This is a genomic window from Candidatus Pelagadaptatus aseana (assembly GCF_040362265.1).
GTDB classification, from domain to species: domain Bacteria; phylum Pseudomonadota; class Gammaproteobacteria; order Pseudomonadales; family Cellvibrionaceae; genus Pelagadaptatus; species Pelagadaptatus aseana.
On sequence record NZ_BAABNJ010000003.1, the window covers coordinates 186,883 to 205,761 of the forward strand.

An 18,879-nucleotide genomic window follows, 5' to 3' on the forward strand; every position below is an offset into this window, starting at 1 on the left:
GCTAGATACCTCTGAAGAATTAAAAAAGGCTCTAACAATTAGAGCCTTTTTTATAAGTAGCCACGGTATTAGTGCAGCTGAATCATTCCCACTCAATGGTAGCCGGTGGCTTACTGGATACGTCATAGGCAACACGGGATACACCAGAAATCTCATTGATGATCCGGTTGGAGACGGTTTCCAGCAGCTCATAGGGCAAGTGTGCCCAGCGAGCGGTCATAAAGTCGATGGTTTCTACCGCGCGCAGTGAGATGACCCACTCGTAACGGCGGGCATCACCCACCACACCCACGGATTTCACTGGCAAAAATACCGCAAAGGCCTGGCTGGTCTTGTGGTACCAGTCGGCGCGGTGCAGTTCTTCCAGAAAAATGGCATCGGCTTCACGCAGAATATCGGCGTATTCTTTCTTCACTTCACCGAGAATACGAACCCCCAGTCCGGGTCCCGGGAACGGATGGCGGTAAACCATATCGTAAGGCAAGCCCAGTTCCAGACCGATCTTGCGCACTTCGTCTTTAAACAGTTCACGCAGTGGCTCTACCAGTTCGAAGGCCATATCTTCCGGCAGACCACCCACATTGTGGTGAGACTTGATCACGTGAGCCTTACCGGTTTTGGCTGCGGCCGATTCAATCACATCCGGATAGATGGTGCCCTGCGCCAGCCACTTAACCTCTTTCAGCTTGGCTGCCTCATCATCGAACACTTCAATAAAGGTGTTACCAATAATCTTGCGCTTCTTCTCCGGGTCCGCCTCGCCTTTCAACTTACCCAGAAACAATTCTTCAGCATCGGCACGAATGACCTTAACGCCCATATTCTTGGCGAACATGTCCATCACCTGATCGCCTTCGTCCTTGCGCAACAGGCCGTTATCGACAAACACGCAGGTCAGCTGATCGCCAATGGCACGATGCAGCAGCGCCGCCACCACCGATGAATCCACCCCACCGGACAGGCCCAACAGCACTTTGTCGCTACCCACTTGCTCCTGCACGCGCTTGATGGCGTCTTCCACGATATTGGCCGGGTTCCACAGCGCTTCACAGCCACAGATCTCCAGAGCAAAGTGTTCAAAAATTCGCTTACCCTGTTTGGTGTGGGTGACCTCCGGGTGGAACTGCAGACCATAAAAGTCTTTTTCTTCCCAGTACATGCCGGCAATTGGGCAGGAATCGGTGGATGCCATCAGCTCGAACTGCTCCGGCATCTGGATCACCTTGTCACCATGGCTCATCCACACGTCCATCAGGGCACTGCCGTCGTGATCAATGTGATCGCGGATGTCATGCAACAGTTGGCTCTTGCCGTGAACTTTTACCTGAGCGTAACCGAATTCGTGTACGTCGGAGTTTTCCACTTTGCCACCGAGCTGCTCGGCCATGGTTTGCATGCCATAGCAAATACCCAGTACCGGGATACCCATGTCAAACACACACTCTGGTGCGCGTGGCGACTGACCCGCGGTTACTGATTCAGGGCCACCGGCCAGAATGATGCCGCGCGGATCAAAGTCGGCGATCTCTTCGGCGGTCATGTCAAAGGCACGAATTTCAGAGTAGACGCCCACTTCGCGGATGCGACGGGCAATCAACTGAGTGTACTGGGAACCGAAGTCGAGGATCAAAATTCGCTGAGCGTGAATATCCTGGGTCATGGAAAACTCTCGTATTACAACAAAAAGTGGAACAAAAACTGTTTCTAAAAATTAACGCTTTCTAAAAACGCAAATCGCCGAGACACAGCTCAGCGATTTGGCGATTCAATTACGGCGTAGGCTTAACGGCCACCCACCGGATAATTGGGGGCTTCCTTGGTGATCTGCACATCGTGAACGTGAGACTCACCCATGCCGGCCGATGTCACCCGAACAAATTCAGGTTGAGTGCGCATGGTGGCAATATCAATACTGCCGGTATAGCCCATGGCCGAGCGAACACCGCCCATCATCTGGTGTACGATCGCGGCAATCGGTCCTTTGTAAGGTACACGGCCTTCGATGCCTTCCGGCACCAGCTTTTCAGCGCCTTCACTGGCGTCCTGAAAGTAGCGATCGGAAGAACCCTGGGTACGCGCCATGGCGCCCAGAGAGCCCATGCCACGATAAGCCTTGTAGGTACGACCCTGATAGAGTTCAACCTCACCCGGTGCTTCTTCGGTACCAGCAAACATGGAGCCCATCATCACCGAGGAAGCGCCTGCCACCAGTGCCTTGGCGATGTCGCCGGAGTAGCGGATGCCGCCATCGGCGATCAGAGGCACACCGGCATTCTTCAGGGCTTCTGCAACATTGGCAATGGCAGAAATCTGGGGGACACCCACACCACTGACGATACGGGTAGTACAAATGGAGCCAGGACCAATACCCACTTTGACGCCATCGGCACCGGCATCCACCAGAGCCTGAGCCGCCGCCGCGGTGGCGATGTTTCCACCGATCACATCCACTTCAGGGTGATCTTTCTTAATTTTAGCGACGCGATCAATCACATTTTTGGAGTGACCGTGAGCCGTATCAACAACCAGAACGTCTACGCCAGCGGCCACCAGAGCTGCGACGCGATCATCGGTATCAGGGCTGGTGCCCACGGAAGCGCCCACTCGCAAGCGACCTTCGGGGTCTTTACAGGCGTTGGGGTAGCGTTCGGCTTTGTCGATGTCCTTAACGGTGATCAGACCTTTGAGATCAAAGTCATCATTAACAACAAGAATTTTTTCGATGCGGTGCTCGTGCAACAGGCGACGAATCTGGCCCTTGGAACAGTTTTCAGTGGCGGTAACCAGCTTTTCCTTGGGGGTCATGATGCTCGATACCGGCTCACCCATGTCTTCCTGACGTTGGAAGCGGACATCGCGACCAGTGACAATGCCGACCAGATTGCCATTTTCCATCACTGGCACACCGGAGATATTGTTTTTCTTGGTCAGGGCTACCAACTCGCGAACAGTGGCGCTGGATTCAATGGTAATAGGGTCACGCACCACACCGGCTTCGTATTTCTTCACGGCAAGCACTTCGGCAGCCTGCTGCTCGATGGTCATGCTTTTGTGAACGATACCAATACCACCTTCCTGAGCAATGGCGATCGCCAGACGGGCTTCGGTAACGGTATCCATGGCAGCGGATACCAGCGGTATATTCAGCTGAATATTGCGAGTCAGCTGGGTTTTGAGGGAGACGTCCTTGGCCGTTACCTGAGAGTAACCCGGCACCAATAGAACATCATCAAAGGTAAGCGCTTCTTGAGCGATCCGTAACATAAGTAATCCCAACCCATTACAATCGATATAAAATCAGCCAAGGCCTTGATTTGTCTGCTGATGCATCCAAGGGGCCGATTCTGAGAAGCGCGCCATTATAGGCTAAAAGCAGTGCAAGATAAAAGCATTGTGAGGCTTATCTACGCCTTGCTTTCAAACTCGTCGCCACGTAGCCCCAACCAGACCACCAACAGAGCCAGAGCGGCAAACAATGCGCTCAAGGCGAATGACAACACCGGACTGAGAGCCCATACCAAACCACTGATAAAGGCACCCACAGCACCACCCGCACCAAAACTGGCAGCGGTATAGAGAGCTTGTCCCTGCCCCTGAATTTCGCCATGGAAATGCCGCCGCACAAACTCAATGGCCACGGCATGACAGCAGCCAAAACTGAAGGCATGCAGGCCCTGGGCAAAAATCAGAACGGCGGCACTGTCGGCGTAACAGCCAATCAGCCACCACCGCACTACCGTCATACTTAAGCTAAACAGCAGAATCTGACGCAGAGAATAACGATGCATAACCCGGTGCATCACCAGAAACACCAGCACCTCGGCCACCACACCCAGAGCCCAGAGCACGCCGATGGTGCTGCGACTGTAGGAGAGCGCTTCCAGATAAACGCTGTAGAAGGTGTAGTAGCTGCCGTGACTGACCTGCAGCAGAAACACACAGACGAGAAAGCTCAGCACATGGGGTTCACAAATGGTCTGCCATAGCGGCTGATGTTTGCCATGGCCTACGGTAAAAGGCTTTTCAGACACACTCAGAGAGCTGAACCAAATCAGGCACAGCATAAACAGCATCACCCAGGGCAAATAGCGGATATCCACCACATCGAAGAACAACCCAAGCCCCAACACAACCAGCACGAATCCGATGGATCCCCAGACCCGAATACGGCTGTAAAACTGGGGGCTGTTACCCAGATGCGCCAGCGTCACCACCTCAAACTGAGGTAATACGGCGTTCCAGAAAAAGCTGAACAAGGCCACACTCAAGGCCACCCAGGCAAAGCTGTGCTTGAACAGGATAATAAGAAAACAGATGATCGCCAGTAGGCACCCCACCTGCAGGATGCGCAATCGCTGCCCCAGCCGATCACCCAGCCAACCCCAGAGATTGGGAGCGACAATTTTGGTGCCCATCAGAATGGCACCGAGATAACCGATTTGCAGCGCGCTGAACCCGAGAGACTGTAGATACAGTCCCCAGAAAGGCACGATGGCCCCCAAGAGGCCAAAGTAAAAGAAATAAAACGCCGACAGTCGCCAGTAAGGCAGACCTTCAGGAATCATTCAGAATCCGCTTGCGAAGGAATCACGGGGATAGTGTGATTTACACCGCCATTTTGAGCCCGGTGACGCATAACGTGATCCATCAGAACCAGAGCCATCATGGATTCGGCAATGGGTGTAGCACGAATACCAACACAGGGGTCGTGACGCCCTTTGGTTACGACCTCTACCGGCTCGCCATGGACATTCACGCTGCGTCCCGGCAGATGCAAACTGGAAGTGGGCTTCAGGGCGATATTGACTACTAGATCCTGACCGGTTGAGATACCACCAAGAATGCCGCCGGCATGGTTGGAGAGAAATCCTTCCGGCAGAATTTCATCGCGATGCTCGGTACCTTTTTGCGCCACGCAATCAAAACCATCACCAATCTCAACACCTTTCACCGCATTGATGCTCATCAGCGCATGGGCCAGATCGGCATCCAGACGATCAAAAATGGGCTCACCCAGCCCCGGAATCATACCGGAGGCAGTCACGGTAATTTTGGCACCGACAGAGTTACCCTCTTTGTTCAGGGCTTTCATATATTCTTCCATCTCCGGCACCTTGCTGGCATCTGGAGAGAAAAACGGATTGTTGCGCACCTCGGTCCAATCCACGGTTTCAATTTTGATTGGCCCAAGCTGGGACAGATAACCGCGCACTTCAATACCCAGCTCTTGCTTCAGGTATTTCTTGGCAATGGCACCGGCGGCGACACGCATGGCCGTTTCACGAGCCGAAGAGCGCCCACCACCGCGATAATCGCGCACGCCATACTTTTGCATATAGGTGTAGTCGGCATGGCCGGGGCGGTACTGATCTTTGATATTGGAATAATCTTTGGAGCGCTGATCGGTATTCTCAATCAACAAGCCAATGGGGGTACCGGTGGTTTTTCCTTCAAACACACCGGAGAGAATCTTCACCTGATCCGGCTCACGTCGCTGGGTAGTAAAACGGGAAGTACCCGGCTTACGACGATCCAGATCTTCCTGAATGTCGGCCTCGGAGATTTCCAAACCAGGAGGGCAACCATCAACAATACAGCCCAGTGCTAGACCATGGCTCTCGCCAAAGGTAGATACGGTAAACAGTTTTCCAAAGCTATTGCCGGACATAATTCTCTCTTAATTTGTGCTTATAGCACGTGATCAAAATGCTTAGATTCGAGTTTTGGTTATTTTTTGGCGGTCGGCCACCGGGAAGTGGTGTTGGAGACACGCCGTAAACCCATCCATGGGGGCTCTTCACAGACATCCCTGTCTGTGAAGGTCTCCAACACCACTCCCCGGCACCCGCCCTACAACGTGCCACATTGAAATATGGCATCACACAAGGACGGATGCAGGGTGCTGCCTTCTGAAACCTTCACAGACAGGGATGTCTGTGAAGAGCCTACAGGGAAGTATTCACGGCGTGTTTCAGAAGGCAGCACCCTGTAGCCGGCCGACAGAAGTAATCAAAAGCCGACTATCAAAAAGTGCGCAGAATTATACGCACAAATGCCAATCAGTTCGACGCCTTAAACTCTTCAGCAAATTCGTCAAGTTGTTGGGCCGTTAGCATAAACACCCCATGACCACCGGCTTCAAAGTCCAGCCAGGTAAAAGGCACTTGGGGATAAGCCGCCTCCAGACTTGGCCAGCTATTACCGACTTCAACAACCAAGAGCCCATTATCGCTCAGATGGCTGCGGGCTTCACTGAGCAAACGCCGAGTAAAATCCAGGCCATCATCACCACTACCCAAGGCAATTTCGGGCTCCGCCTGAAACTCCTCGGGCATGTCCGCAAGGTCTTCCGCATTAACATACGGCGGATTGCTGACAATCAGATCAAATACCTGCCCCTGCAGGTTTTGAAACAAATCGGACGCCACCGCAGCTACCTGATCCTGTAACTGGTGGCGCTCAATATTGCGATTGGCCACGGCAATGGCTTCAGCCGAAATATCACTGAGCACCACCTCGGCATCCACAAATTGATCCGCGCAGGCGATACCGATACAACCGCTGCCGGTGCACAAATCCAAAATCCGGGCCGGATAATCCTGCAACCAGGGTTGAAACTCGTTGGCGATAAGCTCGGCCAAGGGTGAGCGCGGTACCAGAACCGACTCATCCACATAAAATGGCAAGCCCGCAAACCAGGCTTCACCGGTGATATAAGCTGCCGGGATGCGCTCATTGATCCGACGCTCAATCACCTCTACCAAGTGGCGGCGCTCATCCATGGTCAGTCGGGCATTGAGCAAATCCGGTGGCGCATCCCAGGGCAAATAAAGGCTGGGCATAATCAACTGCACCGCCTCATCCCAGGCGTTGTCCGTGCCATGACCAAAAAACAAGCTGGCGGCATTAAACCGGCTGGCCGCCCAACGTAAATAGTCGCGAATGGTCAGTAGCTCCTGCACCGGAGATTCTCTCTTTTCTATCATGTTCTACCCAAATCAAAAGATTAATGCGGCACCACTGGCACACAATGTCATCACAAATAAAAACCATTTTAGGCTGGATTGGCTCATGGACAACGCCAAATTCACGCCAATCTTCGCACCAACCATGGTGCCCACAGCGAGAATCAAACCGGGCACCCACATCACCTGATCACGCACTACAAAGACAGCCAGAGCGACCAAAGTAAAGGCGCCGGTACACAGCATTTTCAAGGCATTGGTCTTTACCAGGTCGTAACGCAGGGAACCGGCCAGAGCCGCAATCAGGATAAAGCCAACCCCTGCCTGCACAAAGCCTCCATAAATCCCAGCCAAAAACAGTGACACAAACGCAACCCGGTTACCCTGCACCTTTTTAGGCAACTCTCCCTCTGCCGGCATAACCGTTGATGGCCGGATCAGAATCAACAGTGACATAGCCAACATACTCAGGAGCAATACCGGTTTAAGGTAGCTAACGGGCATATAAGAAGCCGCCAGAGCCCCCACTGCGCCACCAACTAAAGTGGGCAACAGAATGCCTTTGAGGTCATCCCGAGGTAGCTGATTGTGCTGATCAAACGCTTTAACACCCACCAGATTTTGCAGAAACACACCCACACGATTGGTGGCATTGGCGACATCGGCAGGCATACCCATCACCATCAGGGCCGGTAACGTCAGGTTGGATCCTCCGCCAGCCAGAGTGTTGATAACACCGGCAATCAGACCAGTCACCAACAAAAGAATGATAAAAAAAGGGGTTATTTCCAAGGGTATAGAACCTGTGGCTAAGGGCGTTCAAAACCGTAAAAAAACTTTACGCTAACCGGCAGTTCACGTAGGGTTACGGCCCTTTTGTAATATAATGGCAATCGTTGGTTATTTATCGATGCCAGTTAAACAGAAAATCCAGCACAAGACCAAGCAAGTAAGACAAGGGCAACCCAATGAAAGACCACTACGAAGCCATTCTGCGCAGCATCGGTGAGGACGTATCCCGGCCGGGCCTGAAGGATACACCTGAGCGCGCCGCCAAAGCCATGGCTTTTTTAACCCGGGGTTACAACCAGTCGGTCGACGAAGTGGTCAACGATGCGCTGTTTCCTTCAGATTCCGAGGAAATGATCATCGTCAAAGATATCGAGCTCTACTCGATGTGTGAGCACCACATGCTGCCCTTTATTGGTAAGGCTCACGTAGCCTATGTTCCCACCGGTCAGGTGCTGGGCTTATCCAAGATCGCCCGCATTGTTGACATGTTCGCTCGTCGCCTGCAAATCCAGGAACAACTGACGGTGCAAATTGCTGAAACCGTGCGCGATGTTACTGGCGCGGCGGGGGTTGGCGTAATTGTCGAAGCCAAACACATGTGCATGATGATGCGGGGCGTTGAAAAACAGAACTCCTCAATGAAAACCTCAGCCATGCTGGGCAGCTTCCGAGATAATCAAGCCACCCGCACCGAATTTCTTTCTCTGATCCGCTAAATCAGAGCCCGTATTAATCCACTGCCCGCAATACTGTGATCATACGGCTGTCACTTTTCTGACCACGCTCACCCGGTGCCAGACCGCCAACTCCGTAAGCGGATAAGCGACTGGCATCTACGCCCAACGACTGCAGTTGGTTCATGATGGCTTCGGCGTATTGCAGTGACCGTTGCTGACGCGTCACTTCGCCGCCACGACCAAAATCGTGTCCGACCACAAAAAACCGGCTACCACGTTGCAGACGAATCACATTCACCAGACTTTTGGCGTGGGCGTCAGCCAAAACCGGTTGGTCCCCCTCCCATTGCAAACCGGGCAGGACAAAACTGTTACCCTTTTTCAGCTCATTGGTGATGACCTCTGAACTGCTGTGCAAATCCAGCTGCTGGCGGGTTTTAATCACTTCCAGCTGAACATAATTGCGCTTATTACCACGAGTGACCGCATAGATAACCACATAGGAGCGCATGGCATTGCCGTGATCAACCTCCAGTGCGCTGTACTCCTGACGATCATCAAGCCCATACAGTAATTTGACCTGAAAGTGATTATTGGCCCAGCTGTTACTGCTGCCACAGGTTCGGCCTTCACAGGCAAACAGTTCCCGACCGCCCAGCTGCTTAACCTGCTGCAATAAATAGGCGAACACTTCACTGGCTGTGTGCCCTTCATCAATGGCATAGGTCTTTTTCAGTAGAGAGCCACTGAGACGCTGTTCTCTTTCCGGGTTCCAGCGATTATTGATCTTTTCCATCGCCCCCAGCGCCAGACGATAATCGTCCAACTGCAGCGACGACTCATAGATGGTGTTGGCGTGTGGGTAATCTGCTATCGGTAAAGCCCCCGCCTGCCCTACAAATCCCAAACCGGCAAAAACGGTAAACCACCTCAGAACCCTAAGCATTGACGCCCCCTTGCGAAAAAATGGTTTGGTAAAACTGATTGATTTCTGCTGCCACCACATCCACTTGCTGCTCCATATGAAAGTGGTGACCGCCCGAGCAGTGCTTAACATCAATCATGGGAAATTGTTGTAACAATGATTCTAGCTGATCAAAACGCCTGTAGAGTCCCTCTTCGGCTACCAGCAATTTAACCGGCATCTGCAAGCGCTGGAGAAACGCCTTAACCTGCCCCAGTGATAACTTCAGTGGCGAAGCATTCAGCAGACGGGGATCGCTGCTCCAGGTGTAACCGTCGGGCTCACGACGGATGCCCCGACGCAATAATGCTTCAGCCGCGTCACGGGACAAAGGCCAGTAACTGCTCTGTCGGGCCTTGATAATGCGCTCTATGTCGGGATAAATCGGCTGTGAACGCTGACGACTATGATCGAGTATGGACTGCTGCAACTGCTCTGGCACTTTGGTTTCATCCAGAGGCTCTGGCACGATACTGTCGAGCAGCAGGACGCTGTCGATCACGTCAGGAAAGGTCCCCGCCACCAGGCAACTGATCACGCCGCCGCGGGAGTGCCCCAACAATGAAAATCTTTCCCAGCCCAATTGCTGAGAAATGCTGTAAATTTCTGCCACATCTTCCCAGATACCGTAAGGTGTAAAACCCGAACGATGATCAGATTCACCATGGCCGGCTTTATCAATGGCCACCAAGCGCACACCATTCAATAAAGGCGCCAACCGATAAAAGCTGTTGCTGTTATCGAGCCAGCCGTGCAACGCCAGAACCGGGATGCCTTCCGGATCACCCCACTCCTGAGCGGCAAAGGTCATACCTTTAACATCAAAACGCAGTTCAATGGGTTGTTGGATTGTCATATCGTTACATTTTTTCTCGGGTCGATGCTGTCATTTCAAGGCTGTTTTAATGACACCAGATCGGCACAGCCTCGAGCCAGAACGGATACCGACAGCTGCGCCAGGGCACTGGTGCCCATGATGTAACGACCCGGTTCAAAATCACCCAGCCAGTCAATAAAGCCACCAACAAAAGGTTGGTGACTGACCAGTAATGGCACCTCATCGGCCGCAAAGCTGCTGAGGAATTGGCACACTGATTCAATACGACCTTCCGGTGTAATCAGATCACAGGTTGTCACAGGCAAATCGAGCAACTCAGAGGCTATGGCAGCAGTTTGCTGGGCACGAACATAGGGACTGGCATAAATGCTGGTGACGCTGCTCAGGTCGGTAAGAGAGGCCTGTAAAATGGTTGAGGTTTCAGCCATGCCCCTATCGGTCAGATTACGCTCGGCATCAGTATTGGCATAGAGTTCGGCATTGCCATGGCGCAGAACAAATAATTGCATGCATCCACTCCAGTCTATTGCGTTGGCCAGTCTTCAAACGGAAAGGGCTTTTCATCGGTATTGTAAGTCAGAAAATCCATGGTTTGCCGCACAAACATTCCCAGAGATTTGGCAAAACCACGCACCTGTTCATTGTCACTGCCGGTGAACAGGGCAAAGCCGAACTGAACAACAACGACCGGCCAAAGCACCATCAAAGCCACCTGCAATAAAAAGGCATAAACCAGCATAAACACCAGACGAATCAGGTGCTGTAACATTGTGTCTTTATCCATTGCGATTGCTCCCGTATTTACTTGCCATCGGCGGTTTTATTGGAATATTCCACATCGGTATTTTGCTCGCCCAACATAAGACCTTTGATCACCTCTTCAAGGTTACTGTCTTCAAACAGCAGACCGTAGAGCCCGGTTACCAGAGGCATGTAAACATCCAGCTCATCAGCCTTCTGTTTGACCGTGCGCACGGTATTCACACCTTCGGCCACCTGCCCCAGTTCGGCTGTCGCTTCTTCCAGGGTTTTACCTCTGCCAACTGCCGCGCCAACACGATAATTGCGGCTGAGATCTGACGAGCAGGTCAGAATCAAATCGCCAACGCCGGCCAGCCCGAGAAACGTCATGGGGTCCGCACCCATAACCTGAGCAAAACGCCCCATTTCGGCGAGGCTTCGGGTAAGCAACATGGCCTGTGTATTCTGGCCACACCCCAGAGTCACCGCCAATCCGGAAACGATCGCATAGATGTTTTTCAGAGCCCCCGCCAGTTCCACACCGTATTTATCGGTATTGGAGTAAACCCGGAAACTGCTGGAGCAAAGGATATCCTGTACGGTTTTTACCACTTCCGGGTCGTCACTGGCGATCACGGAACCGGTCAAATGCTGTTGAATAATTTCCTTCGCGAAATTGGGACCACTCAAAACACCAACTTTGACGTTGTCGAGTTCCTGCTCAAGCACCTGACTCATCAGGTTAAAACTGCCCGGCTCAATGCCTTTGGTGGTACTGACCACAATGGCACCATCGTGCAGCAATGGAGCCAGTCGTCTGGTGACATCGCGAAAAGATTTACTGGGGACGGAAATAAAGACCACATCGCAGGCTTTGATAACGCCTTCGAGGTCGGCGGTAATGGTCAGGTTATCATCGAGTTTATGGCCCGGCAGGTAATTGGCATTTTCCCTGACTACCTGAGCCTGTTCGGCACGCTCTTCGTCGCGCATCCACAAAAAAGTTGGATTGCCATTAACGGCAATAATATTGGCGATGGCGGTGCCAAAGCTGCCACCACCGAGAACCGCTACCGTGGGTTTTTCGATCGTCATGAGGATCCGTTTGTTGTTATCTGTTAAGGCTTACTAAAGCACAAAACGGGTGCCTAAGCACCCGTCATGTTGTAATTTCATTGAGGCAACAGCCCGCGATCAATTACTGAGTTCCAGCAGCAACTTGTTCAGGCGCCCAACGTAAGCCGCAGGATCTTCCAGCTGCCCGCCTTCGGCCAGATTGGCCTGATCAAACAGAACGCTGGCAAGGTCGGCAAAGCGATCTTCATCCGGCTCCTGATCCAGCTTACTGACCAGCGGATGCTCAGGATTGATCTCAAATACCGGCTTGGAATCCGGAACCGATTGACCTGCCTGCTCCAAGATACGGCGCATCTGCGCGCCCATGTCGTGCTCACCCACCACCAGACAGGCCGGTGAATCAGTCAGGCGATTGGTAACGCGAACCTCTTCAACCTTATCGCCCAGAGCATCCTTAACCCGCTTGGTCAGATCTTCGTTCTGCTTGGCAGATTCTTCCTGAGCCTTCTTGTCCTCTTCGGTCTCCAGCTCACCCAGATCAAACTGGCCTTTGCCCACATCCTGGAACTGCTTGTCTTTGTAGTCCAGAAGATGGCCCATCAGCCACTCATCGACCCGATCAGACAACAGCAGCACCTCAATGTTCTTCTTGCGCAGGGCTTCGATATGGGGGCTGTTCTTGGCGGTATTAAAGTTCTCTGCACAGACGTAGAAAATCTTTTCCTGACCTTCCTGCATGCGCTCTATGTATTGATCCAGTGACTGATCCTGCTCGGCAGAATCGGTGTGGGTAGAACTGAAGCGCAACAGTGAGCCAATTTTCTCTTTGTTGCCAAAGTCCTCGGAAGGCCCCTCTTTCAGGACCTGACCAAAGGCTTTCCAGAAGGTGGCGTAATCTTCCGGCTTGTTTTTGGCCATTTTGGTCAGCATGTCCAATACGCGCTTGGTCAAAGCACTGCGCATGGCATCAATGTTCGGGTCTTTTTGCAGGATCTCACGGGAAACGTTCAAAGACAGATCGTTGGAATCCACCACCCCTTTGATAAAGCGAAGGTACATGGGCAGGAATTGCTCGGCGTCATCCATAATAAAAGTACGCTGGACGTACAGCTTCAACCCGCGAGAGGCATCGCGGTTGTACATATCGAATGGCGCACTGGTCGGGATGTACAGCAGGCTGGTGTAATCGAGCTTGCCTTCTACTCGGTTGTGGCTCCAGTTCAGGGGCTCAGCGAAATCGTGAGAGATGTGCTTGTAGAACTCTTTGTACTCTTCTTCACTGACTTCACTGCGAGAACGAGTCCAAAGCGCCGTGGCGGTGTTGATGGTTTCATCTTCGGGCTCGGCAGGAGCCTCTTCACCTTCGGCGGCCGGTACGGGATCTTTTTTCATGATCACCGGCAGAGAGATATGATCGGAATACTTCTTGATGATGCTTCGCAGACGCCAGCCATCGGCAAAATCGGCATCGTCGGCTTTCAGGTGCAAGACGATTTGGGTACCACGGTCTGCTTTCTCCACCGTCTCAACGGAATATTCGGCTTCACCATCGCAGGACCAGTGCACGCCCTCAGCGGCACTGGCACCGGCGCGGCGGGTAAAGACGTCAACCTTGTCGGCAACAATAAAGGCCGAGTAAAACCCGACACCAAACTGGCCGATCAACTGGGAGTCTTTCTTCTCGTCGCCGGTCATATTTTGCAGGAACTGGGCGGTACCTGACTTGGCAATGGTGCCAAGGTGCTCAACCACTTCGTCACGGCTCATGCCAATGCCGTTATCGGAGATAGTAACGGTCTTGGCATCCTTGTCGAAATCAACGCGAATCGCCAGCTCAGAATCGTTCTCGTACAGACTGCTATCAGAGAGAGCTTCGAAGCGCAGTTTATCGGCGGCATCCGAGGCATTGGACACCAGTTCGCGCAAGAAAATTTCTTTGTTGGAATACAGGGAATGGATCATCAAGTGAAGCAATTGCTTCGCTTCTGTCTGAAAGCCACGCGTCTCTTTTTGAGCATCTACAGTCACAATACAACTCCTGAAATAAGCTGGGTTCTACATACACCGGTTTACTGGCCTTATCCGGCTACCGGCATTTTGATTGTGAATAACAGATGGGGATAGATGGCGCCTTTTTCAAGACGCCAAAAAAGAAAAGTTTGTGATTAGTCGATCAAAAATTGAACGCGGGCTTTGGCAATGGACTTACCCTCTTCTTCCTGCCAGCAATCGACCGCGATATTGACCAGTTTGTTGCCAAATTTTTGAATGGTGCAGCGGGCATAAAGTTCTTTAAACAGCCCCGGACGCAGGTAATCGATACTGAAATCAACCACCTTGGGCATTTTAGCCACATCCATGGCCATAATCAGATGCAGCGACGAGACCATTTCCAGAAAGCCACCAACCGCACCACCGTGCAATGCCGGTAATGTGGGGTTGCCGATATTGCTCTTTCTCGGCATCAACACAAACACCAGATCATCACTGTGGTCTGCCTGAATACCAAGGGTTTTTGCATAAGGTATCGCGTCAATCAGAATATTGACGTCGCCTTTTTCCCGGGCCTGCTCCGCCGCCTCTGCGAGATTACTCATGGCCAGACTCCAGCTCGTCGTATTTTTCAAGAATCACCTGACGAAATCCCTCAAAGGTCTCAGCCCCCATATTCACAAAGTTACCAATGGCATGGGCAATGGGCTTTTCCGGATCCCCCTGATGGGCAATCCCCTTGGTGAAGATAACGGTTTTGGTGTTGCGATAGACTTCTGCCACCGCGTAAATGGTTTTGTGCGGCTCGGCCGGGCGCATATAGTCAATGCGCAAATCAATAGTGGGAGTCAATCCCAAGTGCCCTAAGGCCGTAGCAGCCGCAAAGCCACAGGTGGTATCCAACAGGGAGGTAATCACTCCGCCATGTATCACACCGGTATCTGGGTTGCCGACGAGAGATTCTTTGTATTCCACCTTCATGGTCATTCGATCTTGCTCGATACTGACCGCCTCAATACCCAGCGCGTGAAAATGATCGTCGTTCTGGGAATGGATCATCACATCCATTAATTTTTTGAGTTCCTGGAGATGCTTTGCCATAAATAAAACCGGAAAGAATTCAGTGTGATTTTACAACGAAAAAGCGGCCACTAGGGCCGCTTTTCCATTCGAAAGAATTGATTGATCTTACCAACCAGTCACTTCTTTCAGTGCGTCACCGATACCCGCCAGAGAGCGAACGGTTTTAACACCAGCGGCTTCCAGAGCAGCGAACTTCTCATCGGCAGTACCTTTACCACCGGAGATAATGGCACCAGCGTGGCCCATACGTTTACCCGGAGGTGCCGTTACACCAGCAATGTAGGAAACAACCGGCTTGGTTACATTGTCTTTAATATAAGCAGCGGCTTCTTCCTCAGCGGAACCACCGATCTCACCGATCATAACGATGGCCTCGGTTTGAGGATCGTTCTGGAACATTTCCAGAATATCGATGAAGTTGGAACCAGGGATTGGATCACCACCAATACCAACACAGGTAGACTGGCCGAAACCGTAATCAGTAGTCTGCTTAACGGCTTCGTAAGTCAGAGTACCGGAACGGGAAACGATACCAACCTTACCAGGCAGATGAATGTGGCCAGGCATAATACCGATCTTGCACTCGCCCGGGGTGATCACACCTGGGCAGTTAGGACCGATCAGGCGCACACCCAGCTCGTCACACTTAACTTTGGCTTCCAGCATATCCATAACAGGAATGTGCTCGGTGATACATACGATCAGCTTGATGCCAGCGTTAGCGGCTTCCAGGATGGAATCCTTACAGAAAGGCGCAGGTACGTAGATAACAGAAGCATCAGCACCGGTAGTTTCTACGGCTTCAGCAACGGTGTTGAACACCGGCAGACCGAGGTGAGTCGTGCCACCTTTACCCGGAGTTACACCACCAACCATTTGAGTACCGTAGGCAATGGCTTGCTCAGAGTGGAAAGTACCCTGACCACCAGTGAAACCCTGACAGATGACTTTAGTGTCTTTGTTGATTAAAACGCTCATTAACTTGTCCCCTATTAACCTTTAGCCGCTTTAACAACTTGCTCAGCAGCGTCGGTCAAGCTAGTTGCAGCAATGATGTTCAGACCGCTCTCGGACAGCACCTTGGAACCCAGGTCGGCATTGTTACCTTCCAGACGAACCACAACAGGTACTTTCACGCCTACTTCTTCAACGGCACCGACAACACCTTCAGCAATCAGGTCACAGCGAACGATACCGCCGAAGATGTTAATCAGAACAGCTTCAACATTGGCGTCGGACAAGATGATTTTGAACGCTTCGATAACGCGCTCTTTGGTTGCACCACCACCAACGTCCAGGAAGTTGGCTGGGCTACCGCCGTGCAGGTTAACAATATCCATGGTACCCATGGCCAGACCAGCACCGTTTACCATGCAGCCGATGTTGCCATCGAGAGCTACGTAGTTCAGGTCCCATTGGGCAGCGTGAGCTTCACGGGCATCTTCCTGAGTAGGATCGTGCATTTCTTTCAGTTCTGGGTGACGGTACATGGCGTTGCCGTCGATAACCACTTTGGCGTCCAGACAGTGCAGGTCGTCTTCAGGGGTAATAACCAGAGGATTAATTTCCAGCAGCGCCAGGTCTTTTTCCTGGAACATTTTGGCCAGCCCCAGGAAGATCTTGGTGAATTGACCAATTTGCTTGCCTTTCAGGCCCAGTTTGAACGCCAGATCACGGCCTTGGTATGGCTGAGCGCCTACCAGAGGATCAACAGTGGCTTTCAGGATTTTTTCTGGCGTCTCTTCCGCAACGGTCTCGATTTCAACACCACCTTCGGTAGATGCCATAAATACGATGCGACGGCTGGAGCGGTCAACTACCGCACCCAGGTACAATTCGTTGGCGATATCGGTGCAAGTCTCAACCAAAATACGGCTAACAGGCTGGCCATTTTCGTCTGTTTGGTAGGTAACCAGGTTCTTACCCAGCCACTTATTGGCGAACTCTTCAATTTCAGCTTTGGAGTCAACCAGCTTTACGCCACCAGCTTTACCACGTCCACCAGCATGCACCTGAGCCTTAACAACCCACTTGTCACCACCGATCAAATCGGCAGCAGCAGCGGCTTCGCTAGCGGTCTCAGCAGCAATACCTTTAGAAACAGGCAAACCGTATTCGGCAAACAATTGCTTGCCCTGATACTCATGCAAATTCATTTCTAACTTTCCATCCCATGCATCCGAAGATGCTATTACACACAAGCCCGGCGCTCACCGGGCCACTTACTTACGTTTTAGACTTGGGCGTCGCTTATTTTTTGCGGCGCTTGCGGTTTGGCATGTGAATGGCGTGACCATTCACCGCCAGGGCAGCTTCTTTGACTGCCTCAGACATGGTTGGATGACTGAATACAGTCATACCAATATCCTCAGCGGTGGAACCGAATTCCATCGCCAAAGCAACTTGTTGCACCAGATCGGCAGCACTTGGGCCTACGACATGACAGCCCAGCACGCGATCGGTTTTGGCATCGGCGATCATTTTCACCATGCCCTCAGCCTCGTCAGACGCTACAGCGCGACCAATGGCCATGAACGGGAAAATACCTACGTTGTAATCTTCGCCATCAGCTTTTACCTGTTCTTCGGTACGGCCAACGGCGGCTACTTCAGGGTGGATATAAATAACGGAGGGGATAATATCGTAATTCACCAGGGATTTCTGCCCGGCAATACGCTCGGCAACCACAACGCCCTCTTCAGAGCCTTTGTGGGCCAGCATTGGGCCACGCACCACATCACCCACTGCCCAGACGCCCGGGGCGCTGGTAGAACACAGATCATTGACGTAGATAAAACCGCGCTCATCGAGATTAACGCCACTGTCGGCAGCCAGCAGACCTTCCGTGTATGGACGACGACCAACACAAACGATCAGCTTGTCAAACACTTCCTGCTGTTCGTTACCGTCCTTATCGGTGTAGGTAACAGTAACTTTTTTGCCTTTGACCTCAGTTGCAGTAACTCGGGAACTCAGGCGGATATCCAGACCCTGCTTGGTCAGAATCTTCTTGGTTTCCTTGGCGATCTGCTGGTCCATCATGGCTAGAAACTCATCCATGGCTTCCAAACAGATAACCTCAGAGCCCAAACGACCCCAGACACTGCCCAATTCCAGACCAATCACGCCAGCACCGATTACACCCAGCTTCTTGGGCACGGATTGAAATTCCAAGGCTCCGGTAGAGTCCACAATGGTTTCACCATTAACCGGGGCGACTGGGATATCGACCGGTACAGAACCGGACGCGAGAATCACATTTTCAGCTTCCAGTTCCTGAACCGAGCCATCATTGGCGGTGAATTCAACTTTGCGACCAGCCAGCAACTTACCGGTGCCATACAGGGAGGTCACACCATTGGCCTTGAACAACTGGCTGATGCCACCAGACATTTGATCAACGACTTTCTGCTTGCGCTCGATCATCTCTGGCACATTGATTTTCGGAGCACCCGCAGTAATACCGTGATTTTTATAACCTTCTTTCAGGGCATGGTACTTATGAGAAGAATCCAGCAGAGCCTTGGAAGGGATACAACCGACGTTCAAACAGGTACCGCCATTGATACCCTTGCCTTCGTCGTTTTTCCATTTCTCGATACAGGCAGTTTTCAGCCCCAACTGGGCAGCACGGATAGCGGCAACGTAGCCCGCAGGGCCAGAACCAATCACAATTACATCGTATTTATCGGACATTTTAATTGACCTAAATATTTAAAAAGCTGTGTAAAGCAGGCCGGTACACATCAG

The 18,879-nt window shown here is 52.0% G+C and carries 18 protein-coding genes; 1 reads left to right on the forward strand and 17 read right to left on the reverse strand.

Going from position 1 to position 18,879, the window contains the following annotated elements:
• Window positions 1–82: 82 nt before the first annotated feature.
• The 6 genes from guaA to ACPXV9_RS05585 form a co-directional block, all read right to left on the reverse strand.
• Window positions 83–1,660: a glutamine-hydrolyzing GMP synthase gene (guaA, locus tag ACPXV9_RS05560; RefSeq protein ID WP_423895330.1), complete on the reverse strand. Its 1,578-nt coding sequence runs from the start codon at window positions 1,658–1,660 to the stop codon at window positions 83–85.
• A gap of 122 nt (window positions 1,661–1,782) precedes the next feature.
• Window positions 1,783–3,264 carry an IMP dehydrogenase gene (guaB, locus tag ACPXV9_RS05565; protein ID WP_423895331.1) on the reverse strand — a complete coding sequence of 494 codons (1,482 nt, stop codon included), beginning with the start codon at window positions 3,262–3,264 and terminating at the stop codon, window positions 1,783–1,785.
• A 140-nt stretch (window positions 3,265–3,404) separates the two neighbouring features.
• Window positions 3,405–4,565 carry an MFS transporter gene (locus ACPXV9_RS05570; RefSeq protein WP_423895333.1) on the reverse strand — a complete coding sequence of 387 codons (1,161 nt, stop codon included), beginning with the start codon at window positions 4,563–4,565 and terminating at the stop codon, window positions 3,405–3,407.
• Window positions 4,562–5,668 (reverse strand): chorismate synthase, encoded by a 1,107-nt coding sequence (gene aroC, locus ACPXV9_RS05575; RefSeq protein ID WP_423895334.1) that lies wholly within the window; start codon window positions 5,666–5,668, stop codon window positions 4,562–4,564. Before aroC ends, ACPXV9_RS05570 begins: the two co-directional genes overlap by 4 nt.
• 391 nt (window positions 5,669–6,059) lie before the next feature.
• Window positions 6,060–6,986 carry a 50S ribosomal protein L3 N(5)-glutamine methyltransferase gene (prmB, locus tag ACPXV9_RS05580; protein ID WP_423895336.1) on the reverse strand — a complete coding sequence of 309 codons (927 nt, stop codon included), beginning with the start codon at window positions 6,984–6,986 and terminating at the stop codon, window positions 6,060–6,062.
• A 12-nt stretch (window positions 6,987–6,998) separates the two neighbouring features.
• A complete protein-coding gene (locus ACPXV9_RS05585) occupies window positions 6,999–7,757 on the reverse strand; it encodes a sulfite exporter TauE/SafE family protein (RefSeq protein ID WP_423895338.1) in 759 nt (252 codons plus the stop codon).
• A gap of 176 nt (window positions 7,758–7,933) precedes the next feature.
• Between ACPXV9_RS05585 and folE the strand changes: the two genes are divergently transcribed.
• Entirely contained in the window at window positions 7,934–8,473 is a 540-nt protein-coding gene (gene folE, locus ACPXV9_RS05590) for a GTP cyclohydrolase I FolE (protein WP_423895340.1), read from the forward strand.
• 13 nt (window positions 8,474–8,486) lie between these two features.
• On the opposite strand, the gene ACPXV9_RS05595 is transcribed toward folE, so the two are convergent.
• From ACPXV9_RS05595 to lpdA, 11 genes are all read right to left on the reverse strand, one after another.
• A complete protein-coding gene (locus ACPXV9_RS05595; protein WP_423895342.1) occupies window positions 8,487–9,380 on the reverse strand; it encodes a DUF4892 domain-containing protein in 894 nt (297 codons plus the stop codon).
• Window positions 9,373–10,254 carry an alpha/beta fold hydrolase gene (locus ACPXV9_RS05600; protein ID WP_423895343.1) on the reverse strand — a complete coding sequence of 294 codons (882 nt, stop codon included), beginning with the start codon at window positions 10,252–10,254 and terminating at the stop codon, window positions 9,373–9,375. The genes ACPXV9_RS05595 and ACPXV9_RS05600 overlap by 8 nt, the downstream gene beginning before the upstream one ends.
• Before the next feature lie 35 nt (window positions 10,255–10,289).
• Complete coding sequence (gene sixA, locus ACPXV9_RS05605) at window positions 10,290–10,745, reverse strand: phosphohistidine phosphatase SixA (RefSeq protein ID WP_423895345.1); 456 nt, start codon at window positions 10,743–10,745, stop codon at window positions 10,290–10,292.
• Between the two features lie 14 nt (window positions 10,746–10,759).
• Window positions 10,760–11,020 carry a DUF4389 domain-containing protein gene (locus ACPXV9_RS05610; RefSeq protein ID WP_423895347.1) on the reverse strand — a complete coding sequence of 87 codons (261 nt, stop codon included), beginning with the start codon at window positions 11,018–11,020 and terminating at the stop codon, window positions 10,760–10,762.
• 17 nt (window positions 11,021–11,037) lie between these two features.
• A complete protein-coding gene (locus tag ACPXV9_RS05615; protein WP_423895348.1) occupies window positions 11,038–12,072 on the reverse strand; it encodes an NAD(P)H-dependent glycerol-3-phosphate dehydrogenase in 1,035 nt (344 codons plus the stop codon).
• A 99-nt stretch (window positions 12,073–12,171) separates the two neighbouring features.
• On the reverse strand, window positions 12,172–14,082 hold the full coding sequence (htpG, locus tag ACPXV9_RS05620) for a molecular chaperone HtpG (protein WP_423895350.1): 1,911 nt from the start codon (window positions 14,080–14,082) through the stop codon (window positions 12,172–12,174).
• Between the two features lie 137 nt (window positions 14,083–14,219).
• On the reverse strand, window positions 14,220–14,651 hold the full coding sequence (locus ACPXV9_RS05625; RefSeq protein WP_423895351.1) for a PaaI family thioesterase: 432 nt from the start codon (window positions 14,649–14,651) through the stop codon (window positions 14,220–14,222).
• Complete coding sequence (locus tag ACPXV9_RS05630; RefSeq protein WP_423895353.1) at window positions 14,644–15,147, reverse strand: PaaI family thioesterase; 504 nt, start codon at window positions 15,145–15,147, stop codon at window positions 14,644–14,646. Before ACPXV9_RS05630 ends, ACPXV9_RS05625 begins: the two co-directional genes overlap by 8 nt.
• An 87-nt stretch (window positions 15,148–15,234) precedes the next feature.
• Window positions 15,235–16,107, reverse strand: coding sequence for a succinate--CoA ligase subunit alpha (gene sucD, locus ACPXV9_RS05635; protein ID WP_423895354.1), 873 nt, complete (start codon window positions 16,105–16,107; stop codon window positions 15,235–15,237).
• Between the two features lie 14 nt (window positions 16,108–16,121).
• The gene (gene sucC, locus ACPXV9_RS05640; RefSeq protein WP_423895356.1) at window positions 16,122–17,285 is read right to left on the reverse strand and encodes an ADP-forming succinate--CoA ligase subunit beta; all 1,164 of its coding nucleotides are present in this window, start codon (window positions 17,283–17,285) and stop codon (window positions 16,122–16,124) included.
• A gap of 94 nt (window positions 17,286–17,379) precedes the next feature.
• Window positions 17,380–18,825 carry a dihydrolipoyl dehydrogenase gene (gene lpdA / locus ACPXV9_RS05645; protein WP_423895358.1) on the reverse strand — a complete coding sequence of 482 codons (1,446 nt, stop codon included), beginning with the start codon at window positions 18,823–18,825 and terminating at the stop codon, window positions 17,380–17,382.
• Window positions 18,826–18,879: the final 54 nt, after the last annotated feature.

Bases quoted from the DNA above. Each gene is read 5' to 3' on its own strand.
- ACPXV9_RS05630 (WP_423895353.1), bottom strand. From the start codon at position 15,147: ATGGCAAAGCATCTCCAGGAACTCAAAAAATTAATGGATGTGATGATC.
- aroC (WP_423895334.1), bottom strand. From the start codon at position 5,668: ATGTCCGGCAATAGCTTTGGAAAACTGTTTACCGTATCTACCTTTGGC.
- sucD (WP_423895354.1), bottom strand. From the start codon at position 16,107: ATGAGCGTTTTAATCAACAAAGACACTAAAGTCATCTGTCAGGGTTTC.
- prmB (WP_423895336.1), bottom strand. From the start codon at position 6,986: ATGATAGAAAAGAGAGAATCTCCGGTGCAGGAGCTACTGACCATTCGC.
- sixA (WP_423895345.1), bottom strand. From the start codon at position 10,745: ATGCAATTATTTGTTCTGCGCCATGGCAATGCCGAACTCTATGCCAAT.
- ACPXV9_RS05570 (WP_423895333.1), bottom strand. From the start codon at position 4,565: ATGATTCCTGAAGGTCTGCCTTACTGGCGACTGTCGGCGTTTTATTTC.
- ACPXV9_RS05615 (WP_423895348.1), bottom strand. From the start codon at position 12,072: ATGACGATCGAAAAACCCACGGTAGCGGTTCTCGGTGGTGGCAGCTTT.
- ACPXV9_RS05625 (WP_423895351.1), bottom strand. From the start codon at position 14,651: ATGAGTAATCTCGCAGAGGCGGCGGAGCAGGCCCGGGAAAAAGGCGAC.
- sucC (WP_423895356.1), bottom strand. From the start codon at position 17,285: ATGAATTTGCATGAGTATCAGGGCAAGCAATTGTTTGCCGAATACGGT.
- guaB (WP_423895331.1), bottom strand. From the start codon at position 3,264: ATGTTACGGATCGCTCAAGAAGCGCTTACCTTTGATGATGTTCTATTG.
- folE (WP_423895340.1), top strand. From the start codon at position 7,934: ATGAAAGACCACTACGAAGCCATTCTGCGCAGCATCGGTGAGGACGTA.
- lpdA (WP_423895358.1), bottom strand. From the start codon at position 18,825: ATGTCCGATAAATACGATGTAATTGTGATTGGTTCTGGCCCTGCGGGC.
- guaA (WP_423895330.1), bottom strand. From the start codon at position 1,660: ATGACCCAGGATATTCACGCTCAGCGAATTTTGATCCTCGACTTCGGT.
- ACPXV9_RS05595 (WP_423895342.1), bottom strand. From the start codon at position 9,380: ATGCTTAGGGTTCTGAGGTGGTTTACCGTTTTTGCCGGTTTGGGATTT.
- ACPXV9_RS05610 (WP_423895347.1), bottom strand. From the start codon at position 11,020: ATGGATAAAGACACAATGTTACAGCACCTGATTCGTCTGGTGTTTATG.
- ACPXV9_RS05600 (WP_423895343.1), bottom strand. From the start codon at position 10,254: ATGACAATCCAACAACCCATTGAACTGCGTTTTGATGTTAAAGGTATG.